The organism is Nonomuraea polychroma (assembly GCF_004011505.1).
Classification (GTDB): Bacteria; Actinomycetota; Actinomycetes; order Streptosporangiales; family Streptosporangiaceae; genus Nonomuraea; species Nonomuraea polychroma.
The window spans coordinates 318,143-340,627 of sequence record NZ_SAUN01000001.1 but is presented as its reverse complement, the minus strand read 5'-3'; the positions used below and the strand labels follow the sequence as shown (position 1 = coordinate 340,627).

21 protein-coding genes are annotated in these 22,485 nt (G+C 71.5%); 10 read left to right on the top strand and 11 right to left on the bottom strand.

The window, feature by feature from the left end:
• Positions 1–8: 8 nt before the first annotated feature.
• On the bottom strand, positions 9–494 hold the full coding sequence (rimP, locus tag EDD27_RS01530) for a ribosome maturation factor RimP (protein ID WP_127930715.1): 486 nt from the start codon (positions 492–494) through the stop codon (positions 9–11).
• A gap of 219 nt (positions 495–713) precedes the next feature.
• Between rimP and EDD27_RS56190 the strand changes: the two genes are divergently transcribed.
• Both EDD27_RS56190 and EDD27_RS56185 read left to right on the top strand, forming a co-directional pair.
• A complete protein-coding gene (locus EDD27_RS56190) occupies positions 714–1,196 on the top strand; it encodes a hypothetical protein (protein WP_241563805.1) in 483 nt (160 codons plus the stop codon).
• Entirely contained in the window at positions 1,193–1,663 is a 471-nt protein-coding gene (locus EDD27_RS56185) for a ferritin-like domain-containing protein (RefSeq protein WP_241563804.1), read from the top strand. The genes EDD27_RS56190 and EDD27_RS56185 overlap by 4 nt, the downstream gene beginning before the upstream one ends.
• On the opposite strand, the gene EDD27_RS01520 is transcribed toward EDD27_RS56185, so the two are convergent.
• Positions 1,640–2,716, bottom strand: coding sequence for an ArsR/SmtB family transcription factor (locus tag EDD27_RS01520; RefSeq protein WP_127930713.1), 1,077 nt, complete (start codon positions 2,714–2,716; stop codon positions 1,640–1,642). The two genes, EDD27_RS56185 and EDD27_RS01520, sit on opposite strands and share 24 nt — an antisense overlap.
• Before the next feature lie 68 nt (positions 2,717–2,784).
• Between EDD27_RS01520 and EDD27_RS01515 the strand changes: the two genes are divergently transcribed.
• Positions 2,785–3,645 carry an alpha/beta hydrolase family protein gene (locus EDD27_RS01515; protein ID WP_127930712.1) on the top strand — a complete coding sequence of 287 codons (861 nt, stop codon included), beginning with the start codon at positions 2,785–2,787 and terminating at the stop codon, positions 3,643–3,645.
• Positions 3,646–3,755: 110 nt separating this feature from the next.
• On the opposite strand, the gene EDD27_RS01510 is transcribed toward EDD27_RS01515, so the two are convergent.
• Positions 3,756–5,498 carry a proline--tRNA ligase gene (locus tag EDD27_RS01510; protein ID WP_127930711.1) on the bottom strand — a complete coding sequence of 581 codons (1,743 nt, stop codon included), beginning with the start codon at positions 5,496–5,498 and terminating at the stop codon, positions 3,756–3,758.
• 129 nt (positions 5,499–5,627) lie between these two features.
• Positions 5,628–6,299 (bottom strand): hypothetical protein, encoded by a 672-nt coding sequence (locus EDD27_RS01505; RefSeq protein WP_127930710.1) that lies wholly within the window; start codon positions 6,297–6,299, stop codon positions 5,628–5,630.
• A 134-nt stretch (positions 6,300–6,433) separates the two neighbouring features.
• On the opposite strand from EDD27_RS01505, the gene EDD27_RS01500 reads away from it, so the two are divergent.
• A complete protein-coding gene (locus EDD27_RS01500; RefSeq protein WP_127930709.1) occupies positions 6,434–7,378 on the top strand; it encodes an acyl-CoA dehydrogenase family protein in 945 nt (314 codons plus the stop codon).
• Between the two features lie 125 nt (positions 7,379–7,503).
• On the opposite strand, the gene EDD27_RS01495 is transcribed toward EDD27_RS01500, so the two are convergent.
• Positions 7,504–7,989 carry a hypothetical protein gene (locus EDD27_RS01495; RefSeq protein ID WP_127930708.1) on the bottom strand — a complete coding sequence of 162 codons (486 nt, stop codon included), beginning with the start codon at positions 7,987–7,989 and terminating at the stop codon, positions 7,504–7,506.
• Positions 7,990–8,083: 94 nt separating this feature from the next.
• On the opposite strand from EDD27_RS01495, the gene EDD27_RS01490 reads away from it, so the two are divergent.
• From EDD27_RS01490 to EDD27_RS01465, 6 genes are read left to right on the top strand one after another with little or no spacing between them, the layout of a single operon-like run.
• A complete protein-coding gene (locus EDD27_RS01490) occupies positions 8,084–9,151 on the top strand; it encodes an LLM class flavin-dependent oxidoreductase (RefSeq protein ID WP_127930707.1) in 1,068 nt (355 codons plus the stop codon).
• Positions 9,151–10,209: a phenylacetate--CoA ligase family protein gene (locus EDD27_RS01485; RefSeq protein WP_127930706.1), complete on the top strand. Its 1,059-nt coding sequence runs from the start codon at positions 9,151–9,153 to the stop codon at positions 10,207–10,209. Before EDD27_RS01490 ends, EDD27_RS01485 begins: the two co-directional genes overlap by 1 nt.
• A gap of 9 nt (positions 10,210–10,218) precedes the next feature.
• Entirely contained in the window at positions 10,219–11,757 is a 1,539-nt protein-coding gene (locus EDD27_RS01480) for an AMP-binding protein (RefSeq protein ID WP_241563803.1), read from the top strand.
• A 33-nt stretch (positions 11,758–11,790) separates the two neighbouring features.
• Positions 11,791–12,960, top strand: a complete 1,170-nt coding sequence (locus tag EDD27_RS01475; protein WP_127930705.1) for a class I adenylate-forming enzyme family protein — start codon at positions 11,791–11,793, stop codon at positions 12,958–12,960.
• Positions 12,961–12,968: 8 nt separating this feature from the next.
• Positions 12,969–14,297 (top strand): FAD-dependent oxidoreductase, encoded by a 1,329-nt coding sequence (locus EDD27_RS01470; protein WP_241563802.1) that lies wholly within the window; start codon positions 12,969–12,971, stop codon positions 14,295–14,297.
• Positions 14,281–15,438, top strand: coding sequence for a DUF6986 family protein (locus tag EDD27_RS01465; protein WP_127930704.1), 1,158 nt, complete (start codon positions 14,281–14,283; stop codon positions 15,436–15,438). Before EDD27_RS01470 ends, EDD27_RS01465 begins: the two co-directional genes overlap by 17 nt.
• Before the next feature lie 123 nt (positions 15,439–15,561).
• On the opposite strand, the gene EDD27_RS01460 is transcribed toward EDD27_RS01465, so the two are convergent.
• The 6 genes from EDD27_RS01460 to EDD27_RS01435 form a co-directional block, all read right to left on the bottom strand.
• On the bottom strand, positions 15,562–16,242 hold the full coding sequence (locus EDD27_RS01460) for a copper homeostasis protein CutC (RefSeq protein WP_127930703.1): 681 nt from the start codon (positions 16,240–16,242) through the stop codon (positions 15,562–15,564).
• Positions 16,243–16,252: 10 nt separating this feature from the next.
• On the bottom strand, positions 16,253–19,279 hold the full coding sequence (locus EDD27_RS01455; protein ID WP_127930702.1) for an AfsR/SARP family transcriptional regulator: 3,027 nt from the start codon (positions 19,277–19,279) through the stop codon (positions 16,253–16,255).
• Positions 19,280–19,288: 9 nt separating this feature from the next.
• Positions 19,289–19,720, bottom strand: a complete 432-nt coding sequence (locus tag EDD27_RS01450; RefSeq protein WP_127930701.1) for a pyridoxamine 5'-phosphate oxidase family protein — start codon at positions 19,718–19,720, stop codon at positions 19,289–19,291.
• 12 nt (positions 19,721–19,732) lie between these two features.
• The gene (locus EDD27_RS01445; protein ID WP_127930700.1) at positions 19,733–20,746 is read right to left on the bottom strand and encodes an NADP-dependent oxidoreductase; all 1,014 of its coding nucleotides are present in this window, start codon (positions 20,744–20,746) and stop codon (positions 19,733–19,735) included.
• A gap of 103 nt (positions 20,747–20,849) precedes the next feature.
• Entirely contained in the window at positions 20,850–21,452 is a 603-nt protein-coding gene (locus tag EDD27_RS01440; protein ID WP_127930699.1) for a GNAT family N-acetyltransferase, read from the bottom strand.
• Between the two features lie 200 nt (positions 21,453–21,652).
• Positions 21,653–22,402 carry a GntR family transcriptional regulator gene (locus EDD27_RS01435; protein WP_164903422.1) on the bottom strand — a complete coding sequence of 250 codons (750 nt, stop codon included), beginning with the start codon at positions 22,400–22,402 and terminating at the stop codon, positions 21,653–21,655.
• Positions 22,403–22,485 lie beyond the last annotated feature (83 nt).

Below are 22,485 nucleotides of genomic sequence, written 5' to 3'. Positions count from 1 at the left end.
GCTCCCCCTTAGCCTTCGTCGCCGTCGACGTCGTCGAGACGGCGGAACTCCACCTGCACCCGTCCCCGGGTCAGGTCCACGTAATCAAGCCGGCGCGCGGTGCCCGCGACGTCCATGTCGACGCCGCTCTCGTCCGCCGCCAGGATCCGGCCCTCCACCACGGTGCCGTCTTTCATCTCGGCCTTCACCAGGCGTTTGGCCGCACGCCGCCAGTGACGCGGCTCGGTGAGAGGGCGGTCGACGCCCGGCGAGGAGACCTCAAGCGTGTAAGCCGCCTGGCCCATCGCGTCGTCGTCGTCCAGCGCCGTCGAGACGGCCAGGCTCACGTCGGCCACGTCGTCGAGGCTCACGCCGCCGTCCCGATCCACGATCACACGCAGCAAGCGTCGCTTGCCTGCCTGGGTGACCGTGATGTCCTCCAGATCGAGGCCCTCCGCGCTGACCACAGGCTCCAGGAGCTTCATCAGGTGGTCGCGGGGTGATGCGCTGCCCATATCGACCTCCCCTATTGTCATGTCTCAGCCGGGCGGACCTCGCCTCGGGCTCTCCGCCGCCTGGCCGCGCAGCCAGCGACGACAGTTGACACCCTATCCGTATGAGGGCACGGAAAGAGCGCCACTCATCATGGTCGAATGGCGAGCGTCGCCGACAGCGATCGCGGGCAGGAGCCCGTACGATGCTAGTCGGTTCCGCAATACTGGAGGTTCCTGTCCGTGCGCCCGCGTCACCTCTCCCGGCGAGTCTTGCTGGCGGGCGGAGCGGCCGCTCTCACCGCCTGCAGCGCTTCCGGCCCGCCGCCGCAGCCGCCCTCCCAGGCTCCGGACTCCCCCGAGACGCTCCTGCTGAAAGAGCTGATCGCGGAGAAGGAACGGACGATCGCGCTCTATTCATCGCTGATCGCGGGCGGGGCGCAGAAGCTGGTCCCCTTCAGGGACCGTCACCAGGCCCATCTCAACGAGCTGCGCAAGCACGTCAAGGCCACCGCCCCCACGAGGTTGTCCGCCTCGGGCTCCGCGACGCCGTCCGCCACCGCCATGCCGAAGACGTCGCTGTCGCGATTGCGCGACCTCGAGCGCAAGGCAGCTGCGCTGCGGGCGCGCCAGCTCGCGAGCGTCTCGCCAGGGATGGCCCAGCTCATCGCCAGCATCGGCGCCTGCGAGGCCGCCCATGCCGTCGCCCTGCCGAGGTCCCTGTGACCGCCGGCGACGTCGAGAAGTTGCGCAAGGCGCTGGCGGCCGAGCACGCGGTGCTGTTCGCGTACGGGCTGCTGGGCGCGCGGACGTCCGGGTCGCTGCGGGAGAGGATGAGCGCGGCCTTCGACGCCCACCGGGCGCGCCGCGACCAGTTGCGGGGGTTCATCACGACGCGCGGCGGCCGGCCGGCCGAGCCCGACGCGTCCTACGCGCTGCCGTTCTTCCCCTCCAACGCCACCCAGGCGGCCAAGCTGGCCGTGCACCTGGAGACCGGTGTCACGGCCGCCTACCTGGAGCTGGCGGCCGCGCAGGACGAGTCGCTGCGCCGCTATGCCGCGCTGGCCATGCAGGAGGCGGTCACCCGCGCCTACTCCTTCCGGCCCGCCCAGCCGTCCGCGTTCCCCGGCATGCCGGTCGCCGCGGCGGCCTCGCCCTCGCCCTCCCCCTCAGCGGTACAGGACGGAGAGTAGGTCGGGCCCGAGGCGTTCGACGGCGGCGGTGTCCAACTGGTAGTAGACGACCGAGCCGCGCCGGTGAGTGTGGACGAGCCCGGCCTCCCTGAGCCTGCGCAGGTGCCGGGAGACCTGGGGCGCGCTCATGCCGAGCTGCGTGGCCAGCTCCGCGGTGGCGACCGGAGTGCGCACGATGGCGTAGCAGAGGCGCAGCCTGGTGGGGTCCTGGAGCGCGGCGAGCCGGCGCCTGGCCGTCTCCAGCGTCGGCATGTCGGCCGCGTCCGGGCTGTACTGGATGACGACCGGGTAGCCGGGAAAGTGCTTGATCACGAAGTGCGGCCGCCCGTGGACCGTGGGGACGAGCAGGCAGGGACGCCCGGCGTGCACGCGGGCGGTGGCGTTGTAGAGCTTGTCGAACACGATCCGCAGCGGCCCTGACGAGGGGCCGGTGGCAGAGGTGGCGAGCGTGGTCGGATAGTCGGCGAGGACCAGTGCGCCCTTGTTGCGCAGGTCGCGTTCGCGCAGCGCGCCGTCCCGGTCGAGGGCGGGGCGCAGGACGCGCCACTCGGCGTCGAAGGCCGCGGCCGCGAACGCGGCCAGGAAGCCGAGTAACGCGGCGCGGAACGTCTCCGGGTCGGCGCGCAGCCTGGCTGCGATCTCCATACGGCTGGTGGAGATCAGCCGCAGCCGTTGCAGCAGGTCGTCGCCGAGGACGGGCGCCGGCTCGGTCTCGTTCTTGCCGATGAGCGCCTGCACGGTCATCCCCACGAAGTCGCCGATGGGCAACTCGGCGATGTCCTGCAGCTCGGCGAAGAGCGTACGCCGTGGACCGGCCGACAGGGGCAGGAGGTAGCGGGCGCGGAAGCCGCCCCAGAGCGGCGCCCAGGCGGCGGCCGTGTCCAGCAGGTCGCCGTCCACGTCGCGCTGTGCCCTGGCCACCCAGCCCGCGCTGGCGGGGTGGTGTCCTGGCTCGTCGAGGGCGTGCAGGCAGGCGCACAGCTCCGCCAGCGGCGACTGCTGCACGGCGATGGATCCGGCGCCGGTCGAGTCGAGGTAGAGCGTGACGGCCACCCTGCAGATTACCGCGTTCGCGTCAATCTCCTTGTGAGCGAACCGGTGTTTGCACAGGCTGTGGGCTCATGGTGAAGGCACTGCATGTGGTCAGGCATCCGACGGGCTTCTATTCGGCGGGCGCCACGACCCTTTTCGCGTCGAAATTCGATCAGAGGTTCTCCTACTGCCTGTACGTACCCTCGGCGCACGACCAGGACGGCCCAGCGCTGCCCCTGGTCGTCCTGCAGCATGGAACAGCCCGGCGCGGCCCGCAGTACCGTGACAACTTCGCCGAATGGGCCGAGCGGCACGGCTGCCTCGTCCTCGCCCCGCTCTTCCCCGCCGGCATCGGCGACCCCGACGACCTGCACAACTTCAAGTTCCTCCGGTACGGCGACATCCGCTTCGACGAGGTGCTGCTGGCCATGGCGGACGAGGTCGGCGAGCGCTTCAACGTGGACACCCGGCGGTTCCTGCTGCACGGGTTCTCCGGTGGCGGCCAGTTCGTGCACCGGTTCGCGTACCTGCATCCCGACCGGCTCGCCGGGTTGTCCATCGGCGCGCCGGGACGGATCACCTCCATCGACTACGACAGCCCGTGGTGGATCGGGCTGAAGGGATTCGAGGAGGAGTTCGGCTGCGCGCCACGGGTGAGTGAGCTGCGGGACGTGCCCGTGCACATGGTCGTGGGCAGCGCGGACGTGGAGACCTGGGAGATCAACAACCAGGGTGACGCCAACTGGATGGACGGCGCCGACGCCTACGGGGTCACGCGCGTCGAGCGGCTCAGGGCGCTGCGTGACAATTTCGAGGCCCACGGGATCAGCGTGCGGCTCGACGTCGTGCCGGGCGTGGGCCACGAGCCGATGCGGGTGCTCGAGCCGGTCAAGGACTTCTTCGCCTCGATCCTGTCGCGCCGGGAGTCGCCGGCGACCACCTCCGGCTGAAGCCCCGGACGGCGCATGCCTGGCCGCCGCGACTGGCGCGCGGCTCAGCACGCCTTGTCAGCGCGGGCCCGTGCCCGGCAAGGGCAGCGGGCCCGCTCAGGGCAGAGGTGTCAGGCGATGGCGGCGGCGACGCGGTCGGCGGCCTCGGTCAGCGGGATCTCAGACTTCTCGCCCGAGACGCGGTCCCGCAGCTCGACCACGCCCTGCGACAGCCCGCGCCCGACCACCACGATGGTCGGCACCCCCAGCAGTTCGGCGTCCTTGAACTTGACGCCCGGCGACACCTGCGGCCGGTCGTCCACCAGGACGCGCACGCCGCGCGAGGCCAGCTCGCCGGCCAGCTCCAGCGCCGCCTCCACCTGGTTTTCCTTGCCGGTGCCGACGATGTGCACGTCGGCGGGCGCGACCTCGCGAGGCCACACGAGGCCGAGCGCGTCGTAGGCCTGCTCGGCGATGACCGCCACGGCGCGCGAGACGCCGATGCCGTACGAGCCCATGGTGATGCGGATCGGCTTGCCGTCGGGGCCCAGGGCGTCGAGGCCGGCGGCGTCGGCGTATTTGCGGCCGAGCTGGAAGATGTGGCCGATCTCGATGCCGCGGTCGATGGACAACCCCGAGCCGCAACGGGGGCAGGGGTCGCCGGCGCGCACCTCGGCGGCCTCGATCGTGCCGTCAGGGGTGAAGTCGCGGCCGGCGACCACGTTGGCGGCGTGCTTGCCCGGCTCGTTGGCGCCGGTCACCCAGGAGGTGCCGGTGACCACACGCGGGTCGACGAGATAGCGGATGCCGAGCTCGCGCAGGACCTGCGGCCCGATGTAGCCGCGCACGAGCCCGGGGTGCCTGGCGAAGTCGGCGGCCTCGAAGATGGCGGGCTCGCCGGGGGCCAGCGCCGCCTCCAGGCGCTTGAAGTCCACCTCGCGGTCGCCGGGCACGCCGATGATCAGCGTCTCGATCTTGTCGGAGCCCGGCGTCGTGACCTTGACGACGACGTTCTTCAACGTTTCCGCGGCGGTGATGGACAGCCCGTGGTGCTCGTTGACGTGCGCGACCAGCGTCTCGATGGTCGGGGTGTCGGGGGTGTCCATGACCCGCAGGGGCGGCACGTCCTCGTAGGAGCGGGCGGCCGGCGCGGGCGTGGTGACGGCCTCCGCGTTGGCCGCGTAGCCGCAGGAGTGGCAGGCGACGAACGTGTCCTCGCCGGTCGGCGTGGGCGCGAGGAACTCCTCCGACGCCGACCCGCCCATGGCGCCCGACTGCGCGAACACGATCTTGTAGCGGATGCCGAGCCGGTCGAAGGTCCGGATGTAGGCCTCGCGGTGCTGCTCGTAGGAGCGCTTGAGCCCGTCGTCGTCGAGGTCGAACGAGTAGGAGTCCTTCATGAGGAACTCGCGGCCCCGCAGGATGCCCGCCCTGGGCCTGGCCTCGTCGCGGTATTTGGTCTGAATCTGGTAAAGGGTGACCGGATAGTCCTTGTAGGAGGAGTATTCGCCCTTGACCATGTCGGTGAAGAGCTCCTCGTGGGTGGGCCCGAGGAGGTAGTCGGCGCCCTTGCGGTCCTGGAGCCTGAACAGCGTGTCGCCGTATTCGGTCCAGCGTCCGGTGGCCTCGTAGTATTCGCGGGGCAGCAGGGCGGGGAAGAGCACCTCCTGGGCGCCCATCCGGTTCATCTCCTCGCGGACGATCCTGGTGACGTTTTCCAGGACGAGCTTGCCGAGGGGCAGCCAGGAGTAGATGCCGGGGGCGACGCGGCGGACGTAGCCGGCGCGGACCAGGAGCTTGTGGCTCGGCACTTCCGCGTCTGCCGGGTCGTCCCGCAGGGTGCGAAGAAACAACGACGACATGCGCAGCAACACGGCTACTCCTTGCTCGAACCTGGATGTGAAGGATTACAGGCTATCGAGTCGGGGGAGCCGCTCGCTCGGCCTTAAATCCGCCGCCCGAACCGAGCCGCCGGCTGAACCACCGGCCGAATCACCAGCTAGTCAGACCGCAAAGGGTATCCAGCCGGCGACGAAGGCGGCCAGGCCGGTGGCGAACAAGCCCGCGAAGACCGCCGCGAGGGCGAGCGCACGGAGCCGGGCACGGGCGTTCCTGCGCAGCACGAGCACCACCACGACCGACAGCAGCCCGATGAGCAGCGCGGGAAGGGGCCAGAACGACTGCTCGCTGTCGATGAAGCCGGGGGTCGCCCGGTCCACGACGTCCGCGATCAGCGCCGCGCCGACCGCGCCCGCTGCCAGGTCGCCCCAGGCGTCGTCCCTGTGGGTGACGTACGCCAGCAGGCCCAGGCCGACGAGCAGGGCGAGCATCCAGTTGAGCCCGGCGGCGCTGCCGCCGATGACGTCGAAGGCCAGGTCGCCGCGGAACGCGCTCGCGCCCATGGCCGCGACCAGCGTGGACACGGCCGCCAGGAACGTGGTCAGCAACGCCCACCCGAACCCCGACGCGGTGACCCCGACGGCCAGTGCCAGAGCCAGGTAGGCGTAGGGCTCGTAGACCTGGCCGACCCAAGCGGGACCGCGGCCCGAGATGAGCATGCCGACGAGGCCGACGAGCAATCCCCCAAGGAAGGCCGCGACCAGGTGACGTTCGATGCGGCTCAGCCGCCGGTCGTACTCGGCGAAGTCGGCGTAGTCGATGGTGGTGTTGTTCATCTCCATTCCCTGGTCAAACCCTCCCCCGAGGACTTATAGGGCAGACCGCCATCAGATTATGTGACCGTACAGAAAAGGCAAATTTCGGTCATTCCTTTACCAAGACAAGCAATCGCTTGGTTAGCATATCTGCCGTGTCGCTTCCCGATGAGCTCCGCGCCGTTGTCCGCGACTACCTCGGCGGCCGTCCCGGCGCGTCCTGGCAGGAGTTCGCCCGGGACGTGGGCGTCGCGGGGTTGCTCGTTCCCGAGGAGCACGGCGGCGCGGGATGCGGGCCGGCCGAGATGGCGGCCGTGGCGGAGGAACTGGGCCGGGTCCTGTCGCCGCATCCCTTCGTGCAGTCGGCGGTGATGGCGGTGACGGCGGCCGCTTCCTGCGGGGCGTCCGACCTGCTGGCGGCACTGGGCGACGGGGCGGTGACGGCGACCGTGGTGTTGCCGGGTGACGGCGAGTTGCGGCTGGAGGGCGACCTGCTCACCGGAGCGGTGCCGTACGCGCTGGACGGCGAGCTGGTGCTGCTCTACGTCGACGGGCTGCTGGTCGAAGCCGTGCCCACGTGGCGGGAGACGTACCCGACGATGGACGAGAGCAGGCCGCTGGCGCGGCTGACCTTCGACGGCGTCCCGGTACGGCGGCTCGGCGACGATCGGGCGTGGACCCGGGTGCGGGACCTCGGCGTCGCGGCGCTCGCCGCCGAGCAGGTGGGCGGGGCTCAGCGGTGTCTGGACATGGCGGTCGAGCACGCCCAGCGGCGGCACCAGTTCGGGCGGCCGATCGGGTCCTTTCAGGCGATCAAGCACAAACTGGCCGACGTGTTGCTCCTGGTGGAGTCAGCCCGATCGGCGGCCGCCGCGGCGGCGCGGGACGGGGTGTTCGCGGCGATCGCGGGGTCGTACTGCACGGAGGCGTATCTGGTGGCGGCAGGCGAGAACATCCAGGTCCACGGCGGGATCGGGATCACGTGGGAGCACCCGGCGCACCGCTACCTCAAGCGGGCCACGTCCGACGCCCAGCTCTTCTGCCCACCCCAGGCGCACCGTGCCCGGCTCGCGGCACACGTCTTCGGGCCACCCGCCTGATCCCGTTCCCGGGCCTCCGAGGCCGGCGCGAGCTTCAGGTGGAGGTGCTTTGCGGGAGAACGGGCACCCCGCCGTTCGAAGGGCAGACGCCTGTGGGGTTGATCGGCCGAGGAGGAAGGGCGGGGTCAGCCGCCCAGGAGCTCTTCCCAGGGGTGGCGGGTGTTGGTGCGGCGGGTGGTGTCGAGGGCCTCGGCCAGGCGCCAGAAGCCGGCCCGGGAGCGAACGGTGGCCCGGCCCATCGGATCGATCGCCCGCAGCTCGAACCGCACGCCCATCACGTCGAGCACGGCCGAGCCGCCGCCGCCCGGACCCGCCTCGGTGACGAGCGAGCCGTCATAGTCGGGGTCGCGCACCTGCTCGGCCAGCAGGGAGGCCACTTCGGAGGCATACGGCCCGTCGCGCCACTCGATGTGCCAGCTGTGGTCGGATCCCCGCCACCAGGTCAGGTCGCGGCACGACTCGATGAAGTCCGCCTCGGTCGCCAGAGCGGCCATCACCCGGCCGAACGCTTCGTAGCGGCGGGCACTCGTGAGCGAGAGGCCGTCGTCGCCATGATCGGGGACCGTGGTGTCCTTCGGCCGCCTCGGCGCGTGCTTTCGCTTCACAGGCATCCACTCTGATCGTGCGCGCGCCCTTCCCGCAAGTGTTCGCTGCTGATACGCTCTACCAAGCGAGCGCTTGGTTTCCTATTGTGCCGGAGGCGCGATGACGTCCCTACGGATCAGCCTGGGGTATGAACTGGAGGTCCGCGGCCGCACCCGCGAAGTCGAGCAACAGGCGTTCCACAACGTGGTCGACCAGGTCGTGCTGGGCGACCGGCTGGGCTTCGACACCGCCTGGTTCGTCGAGCACCACTTCACCAGGGGCTTCTCCCACTCCTCCGCACCCGACCTGGTCCTGGCCGCCATATCGCAGCGGACCGAGCGCATCCACCTCGGGCTCGGGGTGGTGCTGCTGCCGTTCCAGTCCCCGATCCGCACGGCCGAGCGCGTCGCCACGCTGGACGTGCTGAGCGGCGGCCGGGTGGAGTTCGGGACCGGGCGCGGGGCCTCACCGCTGGAGTATCAGGCGTTCCAGCGGCCGTTCGAGAAGTCCCGGCAGATCTGGGAGGACTCGCTGGAGGCCACGCTGGCCATCTGGCGGGCCGACGGCGAGCCGATCAGCCGGTCGAACGAGTTCTTCGAGATCCCCGACGTGGCGGTCTACCCGCGGCCGGTCCAGGAGCCCCATCCCCCGGTGTGGGTGGCGTCCACCTCGCTGGAGGGCTACCTGGCGGCGGCCAAACACGGATACAACCTGCTCGGCATGACGATGCTCAAGGGCATCGACGACGTCGCCGCCGACATCGCGCGCTATCGGGAGTGCCTGAGCGAGCACGGCTTCGACCCGTCGAGCCGCCGCGTCGCCCTCATGATCCCCTGGTTCGTCGCCCTCACGCGGGACGAGGCCAACGCCACGGCCGCCGACGCCGTCCTGTGGTACATCCGCCGCCAGGTCAACCTGGTCACCCCGCCCGACTACTACGACGCCCGCCACGCCACGCACCGCGTGCTCGGCCAGCTCGCGGCCGGGATGCCGCCGGATGAGGCCATGGCCACGCTGCGGGAGCACCTGATGGTGGTGGTGGACGACGTGGAGGGCTCGCGCAAGGCCCTGGCCAGGATCGCCGAGGCGGGCGCCACGGATCTCATCATCCAGGCCCAGGTCGGCGGGCTGGCGCACGAGCGGGTGTGCGAGTCGATGACGTTGTTCATGAGCGAGGTGGTGCGCTGATGGGTCGCTGGCTGACCCGCGACGATCTCGGGGCCGCCGCGCACACCGCCGGAGGGCTCCTGCTCGTCTCCCCCGACGTGTCGAGCGTTTTCCCGCTGAGCCGGGACGACCGCACGGCCGCCGTGGGGCTGACCGCGGCAGCGCTGCGGGCGGCCGGGGTGGGCGAGCGGGACCGGGTCGCGGTGGCGCTCGCCGAGCCCGCGGGCGCGTTGTGGACCGCCGCCGCGGCCGACGTGGCACAGGCCGCCGCGGGTCTGGGGCCGCGTGGCCGGATGCGCCTGCACCACGCGCTGTCCACGCTGCGTGCCACCACGCTCGTGGCCACCCCGACGGGCGCCATGGACTTCCTGGCCCGCCTGCACCTGGAGTTCCTCCTGGACCCGCTGGACCTCGGGCTCAGGAACATCGTGCTGACCGGCGAGATCGCCTCGAAACGAACGCTCGGTCATCTGGCGGGCGAATTCGCGGCGCGGGTCACAGAGGTGTACGCGAGCCCGTTCGGCGGCACGGCCCTGGCCTGGCGGGCGGCAGAGGACGACCCGCTCACCCCGCTCGCCGACGGCATGCTGGGGCTGGCGGCGCTCGCCAAGGACGCCGAGCCCGACGCGGGCGCGGAGCTGGCCGAGCTGGTCGTCACCCCGCACGGGCACGCGACGCTCGGCGACGCCGTGCTGAGGACCGGGCAGGTGGCCGGAGCCGGTGACGGCATCCCGGCGCCCGTACACACCGTGGGCGAGCACGTGCTGGTCAGAGGCGTGTGGCTGGCCCTGCCCCGGGTCGAGAAGGCGCTGTCGAAGATCGACGGGGTGGCGGGCTGGGACCTTCAGATCAGCAGGCAGGGCACGCTGGACGCGGCCGTGCTCACCGTGACGTTCAACCGGCAGAGCCTGGTCGGCAACCCCATGTGGCGCTCGCGGATCCAGCAGGCTGTGGGGGCGCTGACCCCCGTCTCGATCAGCGTGGAGATCGCCCAGGACGTCGCAGAAACGCCGCGCCCCGGCACGGTGACCGACCTGCGCGGCCACCATCTGGGCAGGGACCGGGCTCTCATCTCGTAGGGGGATCCGATGGACTGGGGAACGCTCCCCCGCATGCTGCGCGAGCAGGCCGACGACCACGCCGCCGCCACGATCGTCGCCGAGGGCGGCGTCCGGATGACGATGGCCGGGCTGCGGGTGGCGGCCGCCGACGTCGCCCGCGGCCTCATCGCCCTGGGCGTCGCCCCGGGCGACAGGGTGGCGATGTGGGGGGTGAATTCCGCGTACTGGGTGGCGCACGCGTTCGGCATCTGGGACGCGGGCGGGGTGATCGTGCCGCTCTCGTCCAGGTACAAGGGCATCGAGGCGGCCCAGCTGATCGAGAAGACCGGCGCGAAGGTGCTGATCACCGGGGATGGCCCCACGGCCGTCCCGCTCGCCGGGCTGCTGCCGGAGCTGCCCGGCCTGCGTCACACGATCGTCCCCCCGGCGTCGGAGCTGCGTGCGCTCGGGGCGCGGGTCTCCGCGCGGGAGGCCGAGGAGCGGGCACTCGCCGTACGGCCGGAGGACCTGTGCGAGATCATGTCCACGTCGGGCACCACCGGCACGCCCAAGGGCGTCATGCTGGACCACGCCCAGGTCGTGCGCGGCTACTGGGACTGGTCCGAGATCGTCACGCTGAACGAGCACGACCGGTATCCGATCATCGCCCCGTTCAGCCACGGCTTCGGGCTGAACGCCGGGCTTGTCGCCTGCGTCATGCGCCGGGCCACGATGGTGCCGATCCCGATCTTCACCCCGGACGCTCTCATGTCGCTCATCTCGGCCGAACGCGTCACCATCCTGGCCGGGCCGCCCACGTTGTTCCACCGGATCCTGGACGAGCTGGACCGCGGCTCCTGGGACGTGTCGTCGTTACGCGTGGCCATCTGCGGCGCCGCCGCCGTGCCGGCGACGCTGATCAGGCGGCTGGCCGAGCGGGTCGGCCTGGAGCGGATGATCAACGCGTACGGGCTGACGGAGGGCACGGTCGTCTCCATGACCAGGGCCGGCGACCCCATCGAGGTCGTCGCCAACACCACCGGCAGGCCGGTGCCGGGCATCGAGGTCAAGATCGTCGATGACGACGGCAAGGAGGTCGCGCCCGGCGAGCGCGGCGAGATCCTGCAGCGCGGGTACGGCGTGATGCGCGGCTACTGGAACGCGCCCGAGCACACGGCCGAGGCCGTCGACGCCGGCGGCTGGCTGCACACCGGCGACGTCGGCGTGCTGGACGAGCAGGGCAACCTCGCGATCGTGGACCGCAAGAAGGAGCTCTACATCGTCAACGGCTTCAACGTCTCGCCTGCCGAGGTCGAGTCGCTGCTCCTGCGCGAGGGATCGCTGGCCCAGGCCGCGGTCGTCGGCGTCCCCGACTCCGCCACGGGCGAGGCGGGGGTGGCGTACGTGGTCCCGAGGCCCGGCGCGGCCGTCGACCCCGACACGCTGGTCGGGTGGGCGCGGGCCAACATGTCCAACTACAAGATCCCCAAGCGGGTCGTCGTGGTGGACGCCCTGCCGGTCAACGTCAACGGCAAGATCGACAAACAGGTCCTCCGCGATCGGGCGAGGCAGGCGCCGGGCGAGTAGGTTGGAAGTGCGCCCACTGCCCCAGGAGCTGCCATGTTGCGCCTGCTGGCCGGTGCGGCCGCACGTACATTCGGGGCGCGCGCGGCCGTCGTCACCGGCGCCACTTCGCTGACCTTCGCCGACCTCGACCGGCTTTCCGACCAGGTGGCCGCCGGGCTCGCCCATCGGGGGATCCGCGTCGGCGACGTCGTGGTCCTCGCGCTGCCCGACGGGCCCGAGTTCGTGATCTGCTACGTCGCCGCCGCGAAGATCGGCGCGGTGACCGCGGGCATCGGGACGGACCGCGTGGAGCTGCTGACCATGCTGGAGCCGGCCCTTGTCATCACCGTCCCACGGGTGTTGCCGCCGCTGGCCGGGCTCGACGTGGTGACGCTGCCCGTCGAGGGCGGCGGGCAGCCACGGGACTCCTACGACCCGGCGCGGCTCGGCGGGCTGTGCCGGGCCGAGCCGCCACCGCCGCCGTTCCCACCCGACCCCGGGCGTCAGGTGGTGATCACTTTCACTTCGGGACGGACCGGGCCGCCCAAGGGCGTGTTGTTCGGCAACCGCCAGCTCGAGGCCATCCGCGCCCACGGGGCCGGCGACCGCTGGGCCACTGGTGACGCCCGGCTGGTGCCGCATCCGCTCGGGCGGCTCGGCTTCGTCACCCGGCTGCCGATCTTCCTGCAGACCGGGCGGACCTGCCACGTGCTGCCCGCATGGAGCGAGGACGCCGCCCTGCGGGTGTTGCGCGAGCACCGGATCAGCGTGTTGCAGGGCACCCCGGACCAGCTCGCGCGCATCCTCGCCGGCGGCGGTGACCTGCCCGACCTGACCCTCATCCTGTCCAGCGGCGCGCCCGCCCCGCCCGAGCTGATCAGGGCGCTGCGGGCCAAGTACGGCGTGCCGGTCTGCAACCGGTACATCTGCACCGAGGCCGGGCTCGGGCTCGGCACGCGGCCCGACGACCCGCCCGAGGACGCCGAGGTGAGCGTCGGCAGGCCGCGCGGCGGGGTGGACGTGTCGATCAGGGACGCGGACGGCCGCCTCCTGCCTGATGACGAGGAAGGGGAGGTCCTTCTTCGCTCGGACGCGGTCATGAGCGGCTACGTTGGCAACAACACCGATCAAGCGGTTTTCGCCAGGGACGGGTTCGTCCACACTGGCGACCGGGGATACATCGATGGCACTGGCCGGTTGCATCTGGTAGGACGCGTGTCTTAGGAGGCGGCGTGGCGTTGCGTGTGGCGGTCATCGGGTCGGGTCCCGCCGGGATCTACACGGCCGAGGCACTGGTCAAGCAGTCGGCGGAGCCCGTGCAGGTCGATGTGCTCGAACGCCTCCCGACCCCGTACGGGCTGGTCAGGTACGGCGTCGCGCCCGACCACACCTCGATCAAGTCGATCGCCAACTACCTGCGGAGGGTGCTGGAGCTGCCTGAGGTCCGCTTCCTCGGCGGCGTCACGCTCGGCACGCACCTGTCCGTCGATGACCTGCTCGGACTCTACGACGCGGTGGTCTACTGCACCGGGGCCATGGTCGACAGGAAGCTCGGCATCCCCGGTGAGGACCTGCCGGGCAGCGTGGCGGCGACCGACTTCGTCAACTGGTACTGCGGGCACCCCGACGTCGATCCCGACAGGTTCACGCTCGACAGCTCCGAGATCGCCGTCATCGGGGTCGGAAACGTCGCCGTGGACGTCGTACGCGTCCTGGCCAAGACCGCCGACGAGCTACGCGCCACCGACGTGCCGCACGACGTGCTCCAGCGCCTGTCGGAGAGCCAGGTGAAGGCCATCCACATGGTGGGCCGCCGGGGTCCCGAGCACGCCAAGTTCACCCTGAAGGAGCTGCGGGAGCTGGGCGATCTGGCCAACGCGGACGTCTGCGTACGGCCGGACGAGGCCGTCGTGCTCGGCGGCGACTTCCCGCGCCAGGTCCAGGGCAACATCAAGGTCCTGCAGTCGTGGGCCGCCCGCGAGCCCGTCGGCCGCCCGCGCCGCCTCGACGTGCGGTTCTGGCTGCGGCCCGTGGAGATCCTCGGCACCGAGCGGGTCGAAGGGCTCAAGCTCGAACGCACCCGCCTGTCGGAGGAGGGCCGCGTCGTGGGCACGGGCGAGTTCGAGACCCTGAACGTCGGCATGGTGCTGCGCTCGGTCGGTTACCAGAGCGTGCCGCTGCCCGGGGTGCCGTTCTCCGAGCAGACCATGACCGTGCCGAACGTGGCCGGGCGCGTGCGCGAGCGCGAATATGTGGCAGGCTGGCTCAAACGCGGCCCCACCGGGGTCATCGGCACCAACAAGTCCGACGCCGCCGAGACGGTCCGGACGCTGCTGTCGGATCTGGTGCCGGACCCGGGCACGTCGAACCGGGCGGGGCGCGAACGCGTCCATGGCGGGCCCGTCGAGGCGCTGCTGGCCGAGCGGGGGGTGCATCCGGTGACGTACGAGGAGTGGCTGGCGATCGAGGCGGCGGAGGCCGAGCTGGCCAAGACGCTGGGTCGCGGCGAACGTGTCAAAATCGTCGGTCTGGAGGCCATGCTCCGTGCCTGTCGTCCCTGAGCCCCCGGGCGGGTTCGCCGAGGCCTACCGCGCCCAGCAGGCCCGTTACCCGCAGCTGAGCGCCGCTCCCGGGTGGCAGCCGGTCCACACCGTCTATGTGCCGGCCGACCGGTTCTCCGCGCGCACCGTCGATGAGTGGCGCGATCACGCGTTGTCCCTGGTAAAGGCCCATCTCGGCGGCCCCGGCGAGCTGGTCGAGGTCTTCGGCGTGCCTCGCGGACCGGCCGCGGCCGTACACGAGAAGGTGCTGGCCAAGCTCACCCACGAGCCGATCGAGGACCTGCGCGTCGACTTCGAGGACGGCTACGGCGTGCGACCGGACGAGGTCGAGGACGGCCACGTGGAGCAGGCCGCCGAGGCGGTGGCCGCGCTGCACGCCGCCGGGGCGCTGCCGCGGCGGTGGGGGCCGCGGGTGAAGTCGTTCGCGGACGGGGACCCCGGGCGGTCGGTGCGGACGCTCGGCGGGTTCGTCACCGGGGTGGTCGAGCGGGTCGGCGAGCTGCCGGCCGGGTTCACGGTGACGTTCCCGAAGGTGCTCATGGAGGACTATCTGCCGCAGTTCGCGGGCGTGCTGGAGCGGCTGGAGGCCGGCCTGGACGTCCGGCTGCGGTTCGAGATGCAGGTGGAGGCGCCGCAGACGCTGCCCTTCCTGCGTGCCGAGCTGGCCGAGTCGCTCGGCGGGCGGCTGGCGGCGGCGCACTTCGGGGTGTTCGACTACACGGCCGCGCTCGGGCTGCCGCCGCACGAGCAGCGGCTGGACCATCCTGCCTGCGACCACGCCCGGCACGTCATGCAGACGGCGTTCGCCGGCACCGGCGTGGAGCTCTCGGACGGCTCGCTCGCCGCCTCACCTGCCTCCGACCGCGCCGTCGACGTGCACGCCTTGTGGCTGCGGCACGCCGAGCTGGTGCGCCACTCGTTGCGGCACGGCTTCTACCAAGGATGGGACATGCACCCGTCGCACCTGGTGAGCCGCTTCGCCACTGTTTACGCCTTCCACCTGGCCCACTACGACTCCTACCGGGAGCGGGTGAGCGCGTGGGAGGAGCAGCGAGAGGCCGGGGGCGGCGTCATGGACGAGCCGGCCACGATTCGCACGCTCGCCGCCGCCCTCCGCCGCGCCGACGCCGCCCTCCCGTAGTCGGAGGCGGCCCTGGCCTACTCAGACGCGCCCTCCCGTAGTCGGAGGCGGCCCTGGCCTACTCAGACGCGCCCTCCCGTAGTCGGAGGCCGCCCTGGCCTACTCAGACGCGCCCTGCCGTAGTCAGTCGCGTTCGACCAGGGCCCGCCATTGGCGTACCAGGCGCCACTCGACCGGGTCCGACCAGCTCGCGCGGACCGCGGACCCCACGTGGAAGGCCCTGATGCCGTAGTCGAGCAGCACGGGCACGTGTGCCGGCCGCAGGCCGCCGCCGGCCAGGATGATCGAGCCGTCACCCGCCTCCGCGCGGGTTTTCAACACCGGCAGGCCGTCGCCCACGCCGACTGGGGATCCGGACGTGAGCACGGTCGCGAGGTTGGGCAGCAGGCGCACGGCGCGCCACGACGCCTGGATGTCGGCCGCGTGGTCGACGGCCCGGTGGAAGGTCCACGGCAAGGGGGAGACGGCGTGGATGAGCGCCTCGGTGGCCGCGAGGTCGACGGCTCCGGCGCCGTCGAGGAACCCGAACACGAAACCGGCCGCCCCCGCCTGTGCCAGCGCCTTGGCGTCGCGGCTCAGCCGCACTAAGACGTCGGGGTCGGCGACGAAGTTGGCGTCGCAGCGGAGCATCACCATCTGGGGCAGGGGACATTCCGCGGCGATCGCGGCCACCGTCTCCGGGGAGGGGGTCAGCCCGTCGGCCGCCATGTCGGCGACGACCTCCAGCCGGTCGGCTCCGCCCTGTTCGGCGGCCACGGCGTCGCGCACATTGAGCGCAATCACCTCGAGCAGGGATCCGGTCATGCAGGAGAGGTTATATGGGGATCTGCCCCTTTGTGCTGGCAAGTGCTTTCCGCACCGCCACGCTGATGCGGTCCACGTCGAAGCGCTCGGCCGGTGGGAGCGGGACGCCTGCCCGCTCGCGAAGCTCCCGCGCCGCCTCCAGGAGCCGGGCGGCGCCGACGGGATCCCCGGCGAGCACCCGCGCGCCCGCCAGCCCCTCCAGCGCGTGAGCCTCGCCCCTGGCATCGTCCTCCGCGCGGGCCACGTCCAGGCTCCGTGAATGGAGATCGGACGCGGCCCGGGCATCCCCCCGCTGCTCGGCGAGGAAGCCGAGCTCGGCCAGGAGCAGCGCCTCCGGCCCGCCTCCGCCGATCCGGCGCATCCACTCCAGGCCGGTGCGGAAGTAGTCCTCCGCCTCGTCCAGGCTTCCCCTCCTGCGGGCGGACAGCCCGAGGCCGATCCTGGCGAACTCCTCCATGGACTTGTCGGACTGCTCGACCGCGCGCCGCCGAGCGCGTTCGTGGAGTTCGTCGGCGCGCTCGTGGTCGCCGGTGAGGAGGGCGATCCTGCCCAGCCGCGAGGACATCAGGGACACCTCCGACCACAACCCGAGGCGTTCGGCGATCCGGAGTCCCGTCGTGAAGTGGCGGGTCGCCGCTGGGTATTCGCCCGTGGCCTCGGCCAGCACGCCCAAGGGCTCGGTGGCCTGCAGCACTCCCCACTGGTCCCCCACCTCGGCGAAGAGCGCGGCGGCCCGCTCGCCGTCGCGTCCGGCGGTCGCGAGGTCGCCGCCGATCGCGGCGTATCGGGCCAGCCCGGCCAGGGCTGCGGCCATCCCCCACCGATCCCCGACGGCGTCGAACTCGCGCCGCGCCTCGGCCAGGTGGCGGATCCCCACCGCCTGCTCTCCCACGCCGATCCGGGCGAACCCAAGAAACCACCGCATCCGGGCCCGCGTGGCGGGGTCGTCCAGGTCCTCCAGCGCGCGGTCGGCGTTCCCGGCCTCACCGGTGCGCAGGCCGATGCCGGCCTGCCAGGCCAGCGCCTCCGCCCGCGCCGCTCCTGCCGCATCCGGCGGCTCCACCGCCAGGGCCCTGGCGATCGACCGGCGTGCCTCACCCAGCCGTCCGGTCACGAACCAATACCAGGCCTGGGCGTTGACCAAGGTCAAGGCACATTCTGCCGCGCCGTGCTCGATCGCCTCGTCCAGCGCCGCACGGAGGTTGGCCTGTTCCGCCTCCAGCCGGGCCATCCACGCCTGCTGGCCGGGACCGCGGAGGTGGGTCTCGGCTCGTACGGCGAGCGCGGCGTGGTAGTCGCGGTGCCGCCGCCGCGCCGCCTCCAGTTCCCCGGCGTCCCTGAGCCGTTCACGGCAGTACTCGGCGATCGGCTCCAGCAGCCGGTAACGCCCGTCCCCCTGAACGACCATGGACCGGGAGACGAGCCGGGCGAGGACGTCCATGACCTCCGAGACGCCGACACCGCCTCCGGCGCAGGTGCGCTCCGCCGCGTCGAGCGTGCAGCCGCCGACGTGCACGGCGAGCCGGGCGAGCACCGTCCGCTCCGGCCCGCTCAGCAGGTCCCAGCTCCACTCGATCACGGAGGCAAGCGTGCGCTGGCGGGCCGGCGCGTCCCTGGGGCCGTCGCCGAGCAACCGCAGGTGCAGCCGCTCGGCAAGCTCGCGCACGCCCAGCCCGGGCACCCGGGACGCGGCCAGCTCCAGTGCGAGCGGGATGCCGTCCAGCCTGCGGCAGATCGTGGCCACCGCGTCGGCGTCGTCGGCGGCCTGTCCGGCTGCCGCGGCCCGCTCGGTGAACAGGCGCGCGGCATCGGCGGGGAGCAGCGGCGGCACCACGACCACCGCCTCCCCTGACACCCGCAGCGGCTCCCGGCTCGTGGCCAGCACGCGCAGGCCGGGCACCTGACGCAGCAGCGGGCCCACGACCGCGGCGGCCTGCTCGACCACGTGCTCACAGTTGTCCAGGACCAGCAGCAGCCGCCTGCCGTACAGCACCTCACCGAGCGGGCGGGACGAGCCGTCGTCCCGGACGCCCAGCGCGGTTCGTACGGTTTCCTCGTCGAACCGGCGCAGCTCGGCGAGTTCGACGAGGTGGACGCCGTCCTCCTCCGCCCAGGTGGCCGCGACCTCCAGTGCCAGCCGGGTCTTGCCGACACCACCGGGTCCGGTCAGGGTGACCAGCCGTGAGCGCTCCAGGGATTCGCGGATCCGGCGGGTCTCCTCCTCACGGCCGATGATCTCCGTGACGGGCGCGGGCACGGCACGGCGTGCCGGTTGTTCCGTACGGGGCATCAGCGCGGGATCCTGCCGCAACATCGCCGCGTGCAGGGCGGCCAGCTGCGGGCCGGGATCGGCGCCGAGTTCGTCGGCGAGGCGGCGGCGGACCTCCTCGTACGCCTCCAGGGCCTCGGCTTGCCGGCCCGCGCCGTACAACGCCCGGAGGTACGCGGCCTGCACCCGCTCGCGCAGCGGGTGCCGGGCGGCGAGGTCGCCCAGCTCCCCGGCGACCGTGTGGTGCTCACCGAGGTCGAGGCGCGCCTCCGCCCGATCCTCCAGCGCGGCCAGGCGGGCCTCCTCCAGCCGCGTGATCGCCGGCCCGGCGAAAGGGGCGTCGGCGAAGTCCGCCAGCGCCGGCCCTCGCCACAGAGCGAGGGCGTCGGCGAGCAGGGCGGACCTCGTACGGGGATCTCGCGTGCGGCCCGCGCGGGAGACCAGGACCGCGAACTGCCCGGCGTCGACCGCGTCGGCCTCGATCGTGAGCCGGTAGCCCGCGGGCCCGTGGCCGACGAGGTCACGCGTGCCCGGCTCCGCCTCGTTCAGGACCCGCCGCAGCTGGGAGACCTTTTGCTGGAGCGCGTTGGCCGGATGGCGCGGCAGGTCGTCGCCCCACAGGTCGTCGACGAGCCGGTCGGCGGAGACCGGGCCGCCCTCCCGGACCAGCAGATCGGCCAGGAGGGCGCGGACCTTCGTCTCCGGAATGCGGACCGGCTCACCGTCTTCCGTCCAGACCGTCAGCGGCCCCAGCACCCCGAAACGCACCCGTCAAAGCTAGGCGAACTCCTTCCCGAAATCGAACGTACGCCACCGTTCAGGGCGAATCCGGATCGTCACCCAATCGCCGAGCCCATCCTGGATGGAGGCGAAGAACCGCTCTCCTTGCTCCGGACCGAGGTACCTGATCGACCACTCGCGGTATTCGCCGGGGTCGGTGGGCTCGTATCCGGCGACCACGCCGTCGATGGAGACGTATTTGTAGGGCATCGCCTCCTGCTGGGCGGCGAAGCCGACATGACCCGCGTCGCGGATCAGCTCGAGCTTGCGGGTGCCGGACGGCGTGCTGATCCGGATGTCGCCGCCGGGCGCGTAGCCGTACCAGATCGGGACCAGCAGCGGGGCCCGGCCGTCGGCCACGCTGAGCACCCCGATGTGCGTGCCCGCCAGGAACTCCTCGCGCTCACTGACGCTCATGCGCGTGGACATGCGCATCCCCCTTCAGTTCAGCCGGACCAGCATCTTGCCGGTGTTGGCGCCGCTCAACACGCCGAGGAAGGCGTCCGGGGCGCGGTCGATTCCGTCGAAGACAGTCTGCTCGTAGTGGAGGGAGCCGTCGGCGATCCACGCCGCGCCGCGCTCGATCCACTCGGGGAAGAGGCCGAGGTAGGAGGTGACCAGCATCCCGCGGAGCGTGGCGTTCTTGGCGGCGAGCTTGAACAGGTTGTCCGGGCCGGGCACCGGTTCGGTGGAGTTGTAGGAGGAGATCGCGCCGACCATGCCGATCCGGCCGTGGTCGCGCAGCGCCTCGATGGCGGCCCGCAGGTGGTCGCCGCCGACGTTGTCGACGTAGACGTCGATGCCGTCGGGGGCGGCCTCGGCCAGTTGCGCGCCGATCGGTGCGGCCCGGTGGTCGAGCCCGGCGTCGAAGCCGAAGTCGGCGACGAGCTTCTTGGCCTTGACCGGCCCGCCGGCCGAGCCGATCACCTGGGCGGCCCCGAGCTTGCGGGCGATCTGCCCGGCCACACTGCCCACGGCCCCGGCGGCCGCCGACACGTAGACCACGTCGCCGGGCTCGACCGGGGCGACCCGGGTCAGCGTGGCGTAAGCGGTCAGCCCGGTCGTGCCCAGCGGCCCCAGGTACGCCTCCGCGGGCGCGGCCGTGGTGTCGATGACGGTCGCGTCCGCGGCGTCCAGCAGCGCGTACTCACGCCAGCCCAGGAAGTGCGTCACCATGCTGCCCACCGGGACGGAGTCCGCCCGTGAGGCGACCACCTCGCCGACGGCCGAGCCGAGCAGCGGGGCGCCGATCCGGTACGGCTGGGCGTAGGACACCTCCTCCCTCATCCACTCCCGCATGTACGGGTCCACCGACATCCAGGTGTTGCGGACGACGATCTGGCCCTCGCCAGGCCTGGGGACACGGGTGGAGGCGAGCTCGAAGGTCTCCGGGCCCGGCACGCCCACCGGACGGGCGGCCAGCCGGATCTCACGGCTGATGAAGTCGTTGTTCATGGGAACCACGGTGTGGCTCGCCGCTTTGGGTCTGCTTTGGGTCGCCTGTCGTGCCGGCAGGGCCCGGCCTCCAGGCGAGGAGGCCGGGCCCCGGTTCCGGGTTCTACGCGGAGATGAGCTCCGCGATCGTCAGGTCGCGGAAGGCGGTCGTGGACAGGTCCTCCGAAGGGCGCTGGAAGAGGGCCCCCGAGGAGCGGTGGGGCAGGTCCACGGTGCGGACGTGGTGGAAACCGCGGCTGCGGTAGTACGACTGCAGGCGCGGGTTCGCCTTGGCGCAGTCGAGCCGCAGCCACGGCAGCCCCGCCGCGAACGCCGAGGCGGCGGCCCAGTCGAGGAGGGCGTCCCCGAGCCCGCTGCCGGACCACGGCCGGGCCACGGCCAGCTTGTGGATGTAGAGGGCGGCACCCGGGTCGTCGCCGGGAGTCCAGAATTCGGGATCGGCGTGGTCGTCGAGGGCAATGGTGGCCACCGGCGGCGCCGACTCGTCGGGGTCCAGGTATCGAAGCTCGTCGTCGAGCAGGAACAGCACCCGCTCCTCAATGAGCGGCTCGATCCGCTCGGGGCCGAACCCGTTGCGGGGCCACTGCCGCACCCCTTGCGCATAGAGCCACTCGGCGGTGTCCGCGAGCAGCGTCAGGACGCCGGGAAGGTCGTGAGGTTCCGCCCTGCGGAGCGCGAGCGGATGAAGCAGGGTGTTTGTGTGCATAATACAACTCCCGTTGCGATGGGTTCCTACGCGAGCGCAGAGCGTAATGACGCGATGTCGCGTAGGGGCGAAATGGGGCCTCAACCCGGTATATACGGATAAATGGCGATTTGAGGGAGTATGCACGACTCCCTCAGGCCAGCGAGGCGGCTATTTCTCGCTGCACCCGGCCGGCGAAATCACCCCTTCATCCGAGCCCTCTAGCGGCGATCGAGCTCGTATCTGATCAAATGTTTGTCGGCGGGCAGTACCGACACCGCGACACGCACGGGCATGTCGGCCCCGTCGAAACCAACTCGGACATACACCATGACTGGTGTGCCGAGCTCGAGTTGGAGGCGCTCCGCCTCCTCTTGGTTGGGCATGCGGGCCCAGATGTCGTCGACGACGCGCACCTGCGCATGACCCAGTTCCTCCAGCACCCGGTTCGCCCCTCGCGCGATGTCTCCGGGCCTGGCGATCTCGGAATCGGCAACCAGATCACGGGGGAAGTAGGAATCGTTGGTGTTGTACGGCTGGCCGTCCACGAACCGCAGACGACGTCTCACCACCGCCAATTCCCCGTCCGCCAACTCCAGCCTGCTGGCGATCTCCTCGACCGGAGACACGGTCAGCACCTCGATGTACTGGCTTGGCGCGCGGCCTTCCTGTGCCACGGCGTAGGCGAACGCCTCCCGCAGTTCCCCACGAGGTTGTGGCTCCAGCTCACGTTGGGGATAGATGAGCAGCGGCCGCCGGTCTCTGACCACGGTTCCGCGCCGCGGCGTGCGCGTAACGAGCCCTTCGTTGACGAGCTCTCCGAGGGCCAGCCGTACGGTGTTTCTGCTCACCCCATGGTCTTCCATGAGCTGCGCCTCGGTCGGCAGCTGCGCCCCGGGGCCGAGGACACCCGAGTAGATGGCGCGACGCAATTCCGCAGCCACCTGCTGATACAGCACCGACCTTGCCACTTTCACCCCTTTTGTTCCAACAATTTAGACGATCTGGTTCTAGCAGGCCACAACCCCTTGACCGAACCCCCTTGAGCGGCCCA

Coding starts and splice junctions, on each gene's coding strand:
- rimP (WP_127930715.1), bottom strand. CDS start 494: ATGGGCAGCGCATCACCCCGCGACCACCTGATGAAGCTCCTGGAGCCT.
- EDD27_RS01445 (WP_127930700.1), bottom strand. CDS start 20,746: ATGAACAACGACTTCATCAGCCGTGAGATCCGGCTGGCCGCCCGTCCG.
- EDD27_RS01490 (WP_127930707.1), top strand. CDS start 8,084: ATGACGTCCCTACGGATCAGCCTGGGGTATGAACTGGAGGTCCGCGGC.
- EDD27_RS01475 (WP_127930705.1), top strand. CDS start 11,791: ATGTTGCGCCTGCTGGCCGGTGCGGCCGCACGTACATTCGGGGCGCGC.
- EDD27_RS01480 (WP_241563803.1), top strand. CDS start 10,219: ATGGACTGGGGAACGCTCCCCCGCATGCTGCGCGAGCAGGCCGACGAC.
- EDD27_RS01460 (WP_127930703.1), bottom strand. CDS start 16,242: ATGACCGGATCCCTGCTCGAGGTGATTGCGCTCAATGTGCGCGACGCC.
- EDD27_RS01485 (WP_127930706.1), top strand. CDS start 9,151: ATGGGTCGCTGGCTGACCCGCGACGATCTCGGGGCCGCCGCGCACACC.
- EDD27_RS01515 (WP_127930712.1), top strand. CDS start 2,785: ATGGTGAAGGCACTGCATGTGGTCAGGCATCCGACGGGCTTCTATTCG.
- EDD27_RS01450 (WP_127930701.1), bottom strand. CDS start 19,720: ATGTCCACGCGCATGAGCGTCAGTGAGCGCGAGGAGTTCCTGGCGGGC.
- EDD27_RS01495 (WP_127930708.1), bottom strand. CDS start 7,989: ATGCCTGTGAAGCGAAAGCACGCGCCGAGGCGGCCGAAGGACACCACG.
- EDD27_RS01440 (WP_127930699.1), bottom strand. CDS start 21,452: ATGCACACAAACACCCTGCTTCATCCGCTCGCGCTCCGCAGGGCGGAA.
- EDD27_RS01505 (WP_127930710.1), bottom strand. CDS start 6,299: ATGAACAACACCACCATCGACTACGCCGACTTCGCCGAGTACGACCGG.